This window comes from Melioribacter sp., assembly GCF_049325435.1.
Classification (GTDB): Bacteria; Bacteroidota; Ignavibacteria; order Ignavibacteriales; family Melioribacteraceae; genus Melioribacter; species Melioribacter roseus.
The window spans coordinates 389,110-401,277 of sequence record NZ_JBMOLD010000013.1 but is presented as its reverse complement, the minus strand read 5'-3'; the positions used below and the strand labels follow the sequence as shown (position 1 = coordinate 401,277).

General features: G+C 41.5%; 11 protein-coding genes. 8 read left to right on the top strand and 3 right to left on the bottom strand.

Annotated elements, in window-relative coordinates; all coding sequences use genetic code 11:
• Positions 1-7 precede the first annotated feature (7 nt).
• From ACOYVE_RS10840 to ACOYVE_RS10820, 5 genes are all read left to right on the top strand, one after another.
• The gene (locus tag ACOYVE_RS10840; RefSeq protein ID WP_422881923.1) at positions 8-2,014 is read left to right on the top strand and encodes a heterodisulfide reductase-related iron-sulfur binding cluster; all 2,007 of its coding nucleotides are present in this window, start codon (positions 8-10) and stop codon (positions 2,012-2,014) included.
• Between the two features lie 13 nt (positions 2,015-2,027).
• A complete protein-coding gene (locus tag ACOYVE_RS10835; RefSeq protein WP_014857422.1) occupies positions 2,028-2,219 on the top strand; it encodes a hypothetical protein in 192 nt (63 codons plus the stop codon).
• Positions 2,220-2,342: 123 nt separating this feature from the next.
• Positions 2,343-3,512 carry an MFS transporter gene (locus tag ACOYVE_RS10830; RefSeq protein ID WP_014857421.1) on the top strand — a complete coding sequence of 390 codons (1,170 nt, stop codon included), beginning with the start codon at positions 2,343-2,345 and terminating at the stop codon, positions 3,510-3,512.
• 2 nt (positions 3,513-3,514) lie between these two features.
• The gene (dusB, locus tag ACOYVE_RS10825; RefSeq protein WP_014857420.1) at positions 3,515-4,510 is read left to right on the top strand and encodes a tRNA dihydrouridine synthase DusB; all 996 of its coding nucleotides are present in this window, start codon (positions 3,515-3,517) and stop codon (positions 4,508-4,510) included.
• 18 nt (positions 4,511-4,528) lie between these two features.
• On the top strand, positions 4,529-5,050 hold the full coding sequence (locus ACOYVE_RS10820) for an adenine phosphoribosyltransferase (RefSeq protein ID WP_422881920.1): 522 nt from the start codon (positions 4,529-4,531) through the stop codon (positions 5,048-5,050).
• Here ACOYVE_RS10820 and rsmI read toward each other — a convergent pair.
• On the bottom strand, positions 5,035-5,745 hold the full coding sequence (gene rsmI / locus ACOYVE_RS10815; RefSeq protein WP_422881918.1) for a 16S rRNA (cytidine(1402)-2'-O)-methyltransferase: 711 nt from the start codon (positions 5,743-5,745) through the stop codon (positions 5,035-5,037). The two genes, ACOYVE_RS10820 and rsmI, sit on opposite strands and share 16 nt — an antisense overlap.
• Positions 5,746-6,073: 328 nt before the next feature.
• Between rsmI and ACOYVE_RS10810 the strand changes: the two genes are divergently transcribed.
• A complete protein-coding gene (locus ACOYVE_RS10810) occupies positions 6,074-6,403 on the top strand; it encodes a hypothetical protein (RefSeq protein ID WP_422881917.1) in 330 nt (109 codons plus the stop codon).
• An 82-nt stretch (positions 6,404-6,485) separates the two neighbouring features.
• Here the strand turns inward: ACOYVE_RS10810 and lat are convergent, their stop codons facing one another.
• Positions 6,486-7,793: an L-lysine 6-transaminase gene (gene lat, locus ACOYVE_RS10805; protein WP_422881915.1), complete on the bottom strand. Its 1,308-nt coding sequence runs from the start codon at positions 7,791-7,793 to the stop codon at positions 6,486-6,488.
• A 282-nt stretch (positions 7,794-8,075) separates the two neighbouring features.
• On the opposite strand from lat, the gene ACOYVE_RS10800 reads away from it, so the two are divergent.
• Together ACOYVE_RS10800 and ACOYVE_RS10795 are read left to right on the top strand one after the other, a co-directional pair.
• Entirely contained in the window at positions 8,076-8,648 is a 573-nt protein-coding gene (locus ACOYVE_RS10800; RefSeq protein ID WP_422881914.1) for a hypothetical protein, read from the top strand.
• Between the two features lie 20 nt (positions 8,649-8,668).
• Positions 8,669-10,198: an aldehyde dehydrogenase family protein gene (locus ACOYVE_RS10795; protein WP_422881913.1), complete on the top strand. Its 1,530-nt coding sequence runs from the start codon at positions 8,669-8,671 to the stop codon at positions 10,196-10,198.
• Positions 10,199-10,239: 41 nt separating this feature from the next.
• Here the strand turns inward: ACOYVE_RS10795 and ACOYVE_RS10790 are convergent, their stop codons facing one another.
• Positions 10,240-12,168 (bottom strand): ComEA family DNA-binding protein, encoded by a 1,929-nt coding sequence (locus tag ACOYVE_RS10790; protein WP_422881911.1) that lies wholly within the window; start codon positions 12,166-12,168, stop codon positions 10,240-10,242.

The following is a 12,168-nucleotide window of genomic DNA, read 5'->3' as shown; positions in this document are numbered from 1 at the left end:
GAGACTGATGACTACAAAAACCATAGTTTTTACAATTATATTTTTAACTGCGATGGGATTCTTCTTATTCAATTTAAGAAGAATCCTTTCGTATCTGAGAGTAGGGCAGCCTGAAAACCGATTCGATAATATACCTGAGAGAATTAAAAACGTAATTAAAATTGCTTTCGGTCAGTCCAAATTATTGCGAGAACCGGTAGCGGGCGCAATCCATTTTCTGATTTTTTGGGGATTCATGCTTTTCTTACTGGCTGTAGTCGAATCGATAATTCAGGGATTTTTTGAAGGCTTTAATTTCAGCTTCCTTGGAAAAATTTATCTAATTATAACTTTTGTCCAGGATTTATTCGGACTGTTCGTAACGATAGCCGTGCTGGCGGCGCTCTTCAGAAGATTTGTAATTAAAGTGCCCCGGCTGAATGTGGGGAAGAAAGGCAATCTCGATGCGGCGTTTATTCTTCTGATGATATTTGGCATTGTCTTTTCAATGTTCGGACAAAATATCATTCATATTGTAAATAACGATTTTCATTATGCAGCAAACGAGTTTAAGCCTGTTTCAATGCTTTTAAGCGGCGTGTTATTCGACAACCCGCATCAAATCAACTGGTCGTACTACGAATTTTTCTGGTGGATGCATATCGGTTTGATCTTATTGTTCCTGAACTTTTTGCCGTATTCAAAACATTTCCACGTTGTCACTTCGATTCCGAATGTATTCTTTTCAAAGATTGGCAACGATAAATTTGTTCCGAAAACAATTGATCTTGAAGACGAAGATGCCGAACAATTCGGCGCGGCGGATATCGAGCATTTAACCTGGAAGCAATTGCTCGACGGTTTTTCCTGTACTGAATGCGGACGATGCACAGTCGCGTGTCCCGCCGCAAATACGGGGAAAAAATTATCGCCGAGGGAAATAATCGTCAGCATTCGTCACAGAACCGAAGAAAAAGCCCCGCTGATATTACGAGGCGACAAAGAAAACGAATTATTCGAAAAGTCTCTCGTCCATAATTATGTATCCGATGAAGAATTGTGGGCATGTACTACTTGCGGCGCTTGCGTTAACGAATGTCCCGTTTCGATTGAGCATCTCGACGCAATTATCGATATGCGCAGAAATCTTGTTTTAATGGAATCGAATTTTCCGCCGGAATTAAATACCGTTTTCAAAAATATCGAAACGAATTTCACTCCGTGGGCGTTCAATTGGCAGGATCGAGCCAATTGGGCTGAAGGAATGGATATTAAAACAATGGCGGAAGACCCTGAATGCGAATATCTCTTCTGGGTCGGCTGCGCCGGTTCGTTCGATGCCCGATATCAAAATGTGACGAAAGCAATTGCAAAATTGCTGCAAATTGCGAATATTAACTTCAGAATTCTCGGCGTTGAGGAAAAATGCAACGGAGATACGGCTCGAAGACTGGGCAATGAGTATCTGGCGCAGATGCTTATTCAGGAAAATGTAGAAACTTTGAATAATTATGGCGTGAAGAAAATTATTACTGCGTGTCCGCATTGTCTGAACACGATTAAAAACGAGTATCCCCTGTTCGGAGGCAAATTCGAGGTTGTGCATCATACGGAATTGTTGACGAAATTAATCGAAGAAGGTAAAATCGAGATCGGTAAGGAAGTCAAAGAAAAGATTAAGGTAACCTATCACGACTCGTGTTATCTCGGCAGGTATAATAATATTTACAATCCGCCGCGCGAAATTTTGAATAAATTGGGAAATTTTGAACTGGTCGAAATGGAACGTTCGAAAGACAAAGGTTTTTGCTGCGGAGCCGGAGGCGGAAGAATGTTCCTTGAAGAAAAAGAGGGCGAACGGATTAATATCAACCGGTCAAAAGAAGCTGTTGAAACGGGAGCCAGGAAAATCGCTTCGGCTTGCCCTTTCTGTATGACTATGCTGAACGACGGTATGAAGAGTCTCAATAAATCCGAAGAAATAGAAATTAAAGATATTGCTGAAATTATTCTCGAAAATGTTATTAATAACTAAAAAAGGAGGAAGTATGCAAAAATATCAACAGTTGGTAGAATTCGTTAAAAGTTTGGAAGCCGATGCAGTCAAATTTTACGAAAAAGGACAGGCTGCAGCAGGAACGCGCCTTAGAAAAGGACTGAGCGAATTGAAAAAAATGGCTCAGGATATTCGCAATGAAGTTCAGGAAGTTAAAGCGCAAAGAAAGGCTCCAAAAGAATAATATCAAACGGGGCAGACCCGGCAAGCTCATCTTCGGGTCGCCCTCCTTTTTATACGTACTTCGCATCTTATTTATCCGAAAATTCCTATCTTTGAATTTTATTTCTCAAGAAATTTTCGATATATGAAAAATAGAACTTCTCTTGTAATCGTATTCTTTACGATTTTTATCGATTTAATGGGATTCGGAATACTGATTCCTTTACTGCCCACATTTGCCAGTAAGCAGCTTGCCGTTTCCGATTTCGGTATCGGAATTATTGTGGCGATTTTTTCACTGATGCAATTTTTATTCAATCCAATCTTGGGTAAACTTTCCGACAGAATCGGCAGAAAACCGATTATTACAACCACGCTTTTGATGACGGCTACATCGTATATAATCTTCAGTTTTGCCGACTCGTTTCTGATTCTGCTCATTTCCAGAATGCTTGCGGGTATCGGAGGCGGCAATATCGCAGTGGCGCAGGCTTATATTGCAGATGTAACTTCGAAAGAAGACAGGGCAAAGGGAATGGCATTAATCGGAGTGGCATTCGGACTCGGTTTTGTATTCGGTCCTTTAATCGGTGCCTTCCTTTCTAAATTCGGATACTACGTTGCGGGATTCGGGAGCGCCGCATTTTCTTTTATGGCTTTTCTCTTTGCGTTCTTTTTCCTGCCCGAATCCAATCTAAGTAAATCGAAAGATTCCAAGATATCATTAAAGTTAATCGACGTAAAATACATTATAAAGGTTTTGAAAATTCCGCGCGTCGGACTGCTGATTGTTCTCTTTTTCATCATAATTTTTTCTATTGCAAATTTATACGGTACTTTTGCGTTATTAGGCTATAAACATTTCAACTTTACGGATCAGCAAAACGGATTCCTCTACGGAATTATGGGAGCGGTTGGCGTATTGGTTCAAGGATTTTTTGTAAAAACGGCCGGCGGCAAAATTAACGAAAGGAAATTGGTCATATGGGGAACGGTCTTGATGATGTTAGGATTGGGCGCAATTCCGTACGGTTATAATTTTATCGGCGTATCGATTGTAGTGGTTATCCTGTCTATTGGCACTGGTATTTTACAACCGACAATATTAAGTTTGGTATCAAAATTTTCGCCGGATAACGAGCAGGGCGCAATACTCGGAATAAATCAGTCGTTGGCGTCTCTGGCGCGCGTTCTGGGACCGCTTTGGGGCGGATTTTCGTTCGACTATCTGGGTTACTATGCGCCTTTTTTAACCGGCGCTTTCTTTACGTTTGTTACTCTCGTATTGACGTACTATTATTTAAGGACTGATTGAGCATGTTAAAAATTGGTAATATCGAATTGAATAAACCTCTGCTGCTGGCGCCGATGGAAGACGTTACTGATATTGCATTCCGTAAATTATGCAAGGAATTGGGCGCCGATATAGTTTATACTGAATTTATTAATTCCGACGGGCTGGTGCGTTCGAATAAAAAAACTCATCGTAAAATGGAAATCACTGAACAGGAGCGCCCTGTAGGAATTCAGATCTACGGAGGCAATCTGGAACCGATGATTGAATCGGCTAAAATAGTCGAAGGCTTGAATCCCGACATTATCGATATCAATGCAGGCTGCTGGGTAAAAAAAGTTGCCAATAGAGGCGCAGGAGCCGGGCTGTTAAAAAACCCGGAATTTATGGGAACGATGGTAAAAGAAATCGTAAAAAACGTAAAATTGCCGGTCACTGTTAAAACCCGAATCGGATGGGACGAAACTACGATTAATATTCAGGAAGTTGCTAAAAGGTTAGAGGAAGCGGGAGCAGCCGCGCTGACAATCCATTGCAGAACCAGAAGCCAGGGCCACAGCGGCGAACCGGACTGGTCGTGGATCGATAGGGTTAAAGAGGTTGTTTCAATTCCGGTTATACTAAACGGCGGTATATTTTCCGCAGAAGACGTTAAACGCGCTTTCGAAACTTCGGCGGCCGACGGAGTTATGATTGCCCGTGGCGCGATCGAGCGTCCCTGGATTTTCCGGGAAGCCAAAGAACTTCTAGAATACGGAGAAATTAAATTTGAGGATACTCCCGAAAAAAGATTCGAAATTGCTCTGCGACATCTTAAATATTCTATTGAATTAAAAAATGACGAAAGAACCGCTATTATTCCCTTCAGAAAATTTTGGTCGGGATATCTGAAAGGGCTGAAAAATTCTTCCAAAGTTAAACAGGAAATGATGAAATATACGGAATATGCTCCCATTGAAGACTTACTGATGAGATATCTCGAAGAATTGAACGCGACAGAAAGCCAACTTTCCAATTAATAAATGAGGATGCTCAAAATGGATTTGAAAGATTACATTCGAACGGTGCCTGATTTTCCCAAAAAGGGAATTATGTTTCGCGACGTGACAACGCTTTTAAAGGATGGTAGGGCTTTGAATTATGCCGTCGACAGATTGTACGAAATAAGCAAGGATAGAGGCATTACAAAAGTAGTGGGAATCGAATCAAGGGGTTTTATTTTAGGAGCGGCTCTGGCTCTGAAATTGAATGCGGGTTTTGTCCCCGTTCGCAAGCCCGGTAAATTACCCGCCGAAAAATTGGCCGAAACCTACGAACTCGAATACGGCTCCGATACAATCGAAATTCACAAAGACGCAATTCAAAAAGGCGACATTGTTCTGATGCACGACGATCTGCTGGCTACCGGCGGCACGATGGAAGCGGCTTGTAAACTGGTCGAAAAGCTGGGCGGCAAAATAGTTCAGATCTCATTTTTAATCGAATTGTCGTTTTTGAACGGACGCGATAAATTAAGCGGTTACGAAATCCACTCGCTTATCGATTACGATTCGGAATAATCTTGATCGGTCCATTCCAATGGCGATATTATTACTACAAACTCCCCTTTGGTATTTTTGGAGGGGAGTTCTTCCAATAGTTCCGAAGGTTTACCGCGCCAAACGTCTTCGAATTTTTTAGTCAATTCCCTGCAGACCACCACTGTCCTTTCGGGCATATATTCCGATAGTTCTTTCAGAAGTTTTTCTATTCTGTAAGTCGATTCATAGAGTACGATTGTGCGGTTTTCGCGCGAAAGTTGTTCGAGTTTCTTTTGTCTTCCTTTTTTCTGCGGCAGGAAACCGTCGAATACAAAAGAACTGGAAGGGAGTCCGCTGACGCTGAGCGCCGCCGTCAAAGCGCTGGGACCCGGTACGGGCGCAACGTTTATATCTTCGGCGACGGCTTTATTTATCAACCGGCTCCCCGGATCGGAAATAAGCGGCGTGCCGGCGTCCGATATCAATGCGCAATCTTTCCCGCTTTTGACTTCTTCTATTATTTCATCGGTTGTTCCGGATTCGTTTCGCGCGTTTAATACTTTCAGTTTTTTTTCGATGCCGTAATGCGACAATAAAATGCCGGAAACGCGCGTGTCTTCACATACGATAAAATCGACATTATTTAACACTTCAACCGCTCTGAACGTAATGTCCTTTAAATTTCCGATGGGCGTGGCAACGACGTAGATTTTGCCCGATTCTTTTTCCGCCATAAAAATTACCATTCTTTTAATCAAATGTAATAAAATCCTTGCGATTATTAATCCGAACGGGGTATAAATTCGATTATCGTAATCAGGAAAAATAATTTTAATGAAAAATTTATCCCTCAAATTTTTATTAGAAGAATACTAAACAAAAGAGAGGCGGCAATCGATAATAGGACAGAAGTAAGGATACTTTCTAAACAATAAAATCATAGGAAGGATACTATGAAAAAGCTAATCGCTCTCGTATTGCTGCCGTTCTTATTTTGCCTGCAATGCCGAAAAGATAGTCGAACCCGTCGATGCGGAAGTCTTCAGCGGACAGTATCAATCGGTGCCCTATAACTCGGCTTCCGAAGAACCCGTCGTAGTTCTTCTTTACACACAGGAAGGAAACAAGGTCTACGGAACCGGCAGTTGGAATGCTATTACATTCAATTTTGAAGGCACGATGGTAAATAAACATACCATTTTTACATTCCAGCTGAAGGACACCAATATGGGTGATCTCAACGGAGATGTCGACGCCTGGCTGGGCGAGGACCTCAGTATGGCAGGCGGATATAAACTCTGGAATTCGGGCACATTAATCAACGGTCCGATCCGCTTTCAACTCGTAAAAAATATGAGCAAAAAGCACGACCAGGGAATCGGCGGCAATTAATAAGAACTGACTAAAAAGTAATCGATGCAGACCGAGTCACGGACGACCGGATCCCAAATGCATTACTTTTTAGTCAGTCTGTTTAAAGAGACTCAAGCGTTTCTTCAATAATTCCTATGCCCGTATCAATATCGTTTTTATTTACAATGAGAGGCGGTCTGAAACGAACCGTGCTTACGCCGCATCCGAGCATCAACATCCTTTTTTCAAATAGTTTTGCCAGAAATTTTTTTCGTAATTCCGGATTAGGCAAATCGAACGAACACATAAGCCCCAAACCTCGGGCTTGCGACACAAGATTTGGAAATTTGGTTTCCAACATTTTTAAATTATCGAGAAGATAATTGCCCGTTGTCTCTGCGTTTTTAACAAGATTTTCCCGGGCTATTATTTCAAGGTATTTTCGCGAACGCACCATATCGACTAAATTGCCGCCCCAGGTTGAATTTATACGGCTCGATTTTCTAAATACATTGTCTTCAACTTCGTCGATTCTGCCGGTCGACATAAAACCGCAAACCTGAGTTTTTTTACCGAATGAAATCATATCCGGTTGAACGTAATGTTCGAACGCCCACATTTTACCCGTAATTCCGATACCGGTTTGGACTTCGTCGAAAATCATCATAATATCGTTTTCCAATGTTATGTCGCGCAATTTTTCGAAAAATTCTTTTCTGAAAAAATTGTCGCCTCCTTCGCCCTGAACCGGTTCGATTATGAGAGCGGCGATATCGTCGGGATTATTTTTTATGGCGGCATAAATTTGATCGACGGCTTCCGCTTCGGCTTTAATTATTTTCTCCAGATTATCTTCAAGCGGAAAAATAATCTTAGGATTCAAAATTCTAGGCCAATTGAATTTGGGAAAATACGCCGTCTTGTTCGGGTCGGTATTGGTAAGCGAGAGCGTATAACCCGTCCTGCCGTGAAAAGCGTTATTAAAATGGATTACCTGCGTCCCTTTTTCTTCTTTATAACCTTTTTGGAAATTCTTTTTTACTTTCCAATCGAAAGCGGCTTTTAATGCGTTTTCTACAGCGAGCGCGCCTCCGTCAATAAAAAAGAGGTGTTTGAAATCAGGAGGTAAAGCATATTTGGAAAACGCTTCTACGAATTTAGCCATTTCCATTGTGTAAATATCGGAATTCGACGGTTTGGTCAAAGCGGCTCTTTGTATCTCTTCGAGGAATTCTTTGTCGAATAATTCGGGGTGATTCATGCCCAACGGCGAGGAAGCAAAGAAGGAATAGAAATCGAGAAATTTGTTCCCGTTCCTCTTGTCGGTAAGATAAATTCCTCTGCTTCCGGAAAGATCGAGCAGAATATCAAAACCGTCGATTAACATATAACGACGTAAGAATTCCAATGCGTTTTCTTTTGTTATCATGTTTCTTTCTCCCTTATTTTAATTTAATGAAGCGCGGAGGGAGAAGGAATTTAAAAGACGTGTTCGAAGCGGGAAACCAGATAGTTTCGAAGTGTGTTTCTGCCCGTTAATTTTCTGAAGTTCTTCATCTTATATCGATATTAACGCCTCAATATATCGAATGAGTTGCTATTCGTCAAGTTTTCAAAAAAGAATTTTTGTTTCCTGGCACCGTTCAATTTACTAAATTAGGTAACGTAATTAAGGGATGCGTTAAATCCCTTCTGATATATCGGAATAATAATGAATCATTATAAAAACTATTTCAGCTATCTGTATTTATTAAGAGGGGGATTCTTTTTCGGCGTATTGCTGTTGACTTATTGCGGCGACGGCGATAAGTATGAATTAAATGAAACCGACATGAACTTTGTTAGGGTGACGGATTCTCTCGTAGGGTACGCTTACGACATACCCGCCGAATGGAGAGAAGAAACTCCAGCCGAAGTCAAAAGCATTTCGAAAATCTTTAAGAATATTGAATTCAGAATACAACCGTGCAGAATATTTTATGACGATTCGACTAACTCGATTTTGATCGTTTCGCGTATTTCCTTTGCCGGCGGAAATAGCGTCGGACAAAATGCGGAATTGTATCTGGAATATCTCGCCACGAGATTTAATGGCAATGTAAATCGTTACTTCATTAACGGGCATGAGACGGCAGAAATAATTTCGGAATTAGAAAGTAACGTCAACAGGAAGAATTTATTCGAAGACGAAGGAGAGCTGATATTGTTCGATTTTACGACGGGGAGGGAAAATAATAATAACGAAATTGATATCGTCATAAACACCGTCAAAAAAATCCCATAAAAAAAGGGAGGAGAAAAATTATGGAATTCTTAAATCAATTATTGATCGGCGAAAAAAATAACGGAGCTTCCACAGGCATCGATTGGATGAAGACTAAAGGCGAAGAGCTCGATGTGGTTTCGTCGGTTGACGGCAAATTGATTTCGAAAGTGGCGCAGGCTGAAGAAGAAGAATACGACCGGGTTGTAGAAAAAGCCGCGCAGGCTTTCAAATATTGGCGAACGGTACCGGCTCCAAAAAGAGGCGAAATCGTAAGACAAATCGGCATTGAACTGAGAAAATATAAGGAGCCGCTCGGTAAATTGGTTTCCTACGAGATGGGAAAATCTCTGCAGGAAGGGCTGGGCGAAGTTCAGGAGATGATCGATATTTGCGATTTTGCCGTCGGATTGTCGAGGCAGCTTTACGGTTTAACGATTGCCTCCGAAAGAGAAAAACACCGTATGTACGAACAATATCATCCGCTCGGTATCGTGGGTATAATTACGGCGTTTAATTTCCCCGTTGCAGTATGGGCGTGGAATGCAATGATTGCTACCGTATGCGGCGACGTCAATCTCTGGAAACCTTCATCCAAAACGCCGTTATCCGCAATTGCGGTGCAAAATATTTTGGCGAACGTTATTAAATCAAACAACCTGCCCGAAGGTATTTTCAATCTGATTATCGGCAAAGGCTCCGTTATCGGCAACAAATTATTGAGCGACGAACGGATTCCGTTGATTTCACTTACGGGGTCGATTGCCGTCGGTAAAAGAGCCGCGGGCATAATTGCCGGACGATTCGGGCGTTCCATACTCGAACTGGGCGGCAACAATGCAATAATTATAACTCCAAACGCCGACCTTAACCTTGCAGTTCCCGCTGTTGTTTTCGGTGCGGTTGGAACCGCCGGACAGAGATGCACCACGACCCGAAGACTTATTGTGCACGAGGACGTTTACGACAAAGTAAAAGAATCTTTGATAACCGCATATAAAAGTTTGAAAATAGGGAATCCCCTGGACGAGAAAAATCATGTCGGACCTCTTATCGATAAAGCCGCCGTTGAAGATTTCAAAAGCGCTCTTAAACAGGTTGTAGAAGAAGGCGGAAAGATTTTATACGGAGGCGACGTCCTGTCGGGCAACGGGTATGAATCGGGATGCTATGTTGTTCCGGCAATAGTCGAAGCCGAAAATCATTATAAGATTGTACAGGAGGAAACATTTGCCCCGATTCTGTATTTGATTAAATATTCGGGCGACGTTCAGAATGCGATAAATATTCAGAACGACGTAGTGCAGGGACTCTCTTCGTCGATATTTACGAATAATTTGAGAGAGGCTGAAGAATTTCTTTCCGCATGGGGAAGCGATTGCGGAATTGCAAATGTGAATATCGGAACTTCGGGCGCGGAAATCGGCGGAGCTTTCGGAGGAGAAAAACACACCGGCGGAGGCCGCGAATCGGGTTCGGACGCCTGGAAGTTTTATATGCGCAGACAAACCAATACGATAAACTTCGGCGCTAAACTTCCGCTCGCTCAGGGAATTAAATTCGAAATCTGAGTTCAATGCGTCCCTGCGCCTATTCGACGCAGGGACGCGCTTTATTTTAATGCATAGTCGATTTGAAATGAAATTCTGTTGTCCGTATTGCCTCCGATTTCGGAATATCCGCTTCCCAGTTTGTCCTCAAAAGGTTTATATAATTCCGAATATTTTAGAGATATCGAAAATTCTTTGATTATATACTTAATCAATAAATACCATTTTATCCCTTCTCCGTACATCAATCCGTTGGTCAATAAGCCCTCCAGGTCGTTTTCATAAACGTAAAGTCTGGAATCGTATGAGTCAGTATCGAAAAACACGATTCTGGCATATACGGTTAAATTTTCAAACGGTTTGTAGCGCGCGTCCTGATAAATTAAAAAACCGTTCTCTTTTTTCGACGCGGAGAAGAAACGCACATATTCAAAACGGGTTTTGAATCTTATCCTGTCCCTGAAAAAATTTGTAAGCTCAATTCTGTAACGTCTCCTTGATTGCGGCTCCAAAAAAGGATAAGTCTCTTTGTCGGATAGCTTCTCGCTTGATTCGTTTTTATATAATAAATATAGCCCGTTTGTTTTATTTAGCTTGTATTTATAAGTCATAAGAAAATCTTTTCCCTTCGACGGAAAATTATTTTTAACGTTAGGGAAGTAGTAAATATCATAATAAACCGAGAATAGACCGAATCGCGTGTTTGCTTCGACCGAACAGTAAAATCCTTTTTCGTTCTTTGAATTCATATTCTCTCCGAAAGAATTGCCCGTTACAGAATAAAAGCCGGGAGAGTAATTCCGGTAGGAAAATCCTATTTTCATATCTTCGACAGGAGTAAATACGATCGAAGTTATTGAGGATAAATGGTTCTTGAACATAGCGGTTTCGCCGTTGACATTTATCAGCGAATTGACGTAAACAAAATTTATAGAATGATTTTGAATCTTACGCAAAGCAAGCGAAGCAATATCTCTGTCGTATTGATATGCAACGGTAGTTAATCCTACGGTTAAATTTTCCAAAGGATTAATTTTAATGAGCGCGCCGTAAGTAAATTCTTTTGTATTAGAATTGACAGCCAGTTCGGTCGAAGAGCGGTGATAGCCGTCGTATCTGAACGAATTAATGTTGCCCGTCGAGTCGAGCGACGCGTCAATTTTCTTCAAAGATAGAAAAGGAGTGAATTCGATAATCCCGGAAGAAAGACTTGCCGCTGCGCCGGATAAATAACCGTATTCTCCCGAGCTTTTATAAGGCTTGCTCCTGTTCCTGAAATTTGAGATTGGTATAATAACTTCGCTCCCTTTGCGATAGTTGTAAGGCGACCATAATATCAATCCGCCGCCCGCCTCGATTATATAATTGCCTAAGATAATTTTATTCAAAAAAGTTTTTGTATTGATTTGAATAAATCCTGAAATAAAATCGGTATAGCTCTTTTCGCCGGGGTCTTTGTCGGTTAATATTCCGGCGCTGAAATAATTTCCGTAATAAAGAATACGATTGTAAGATTTTAGTCTGTTGCCGGCAAATTTGTTCTCAGTGTAAGCCCTGCGGAGCTGAAGGTCGCTTTGAATTCTCGAGCGGAGCGTAATTTTTGAATAGGAAAAAATATTAACTGATTCCGTTGCAGGCGCGATAGTAATGAAATACGAAATCCACCTTGCAATCTTATCGTTCAATTCCGGCACAAGAAAGAGTTCATTTTTGTTATCGAAACCTCCGTGAGATTTTCTGTATCGTATAATAGCGACTGCTCTGCGATTGTCGAGCAACGGTATTCTTAAAAGTTCTTCCTGAGATGCATTGTTGATATCGATCGGATTATCGAGCAGTTCTTCGATTTCATCTGCGATTTCCGATTCCTCAATTTCGCCCAAATTATCTTCGAGTAATTGCGACATTACTTCTTCATAAGCGGTGTCCCGCTGAGCGACCGTTTCGGACATTAAGAATAGCGTCATCAATATTGCCGAAAGATATTTCAT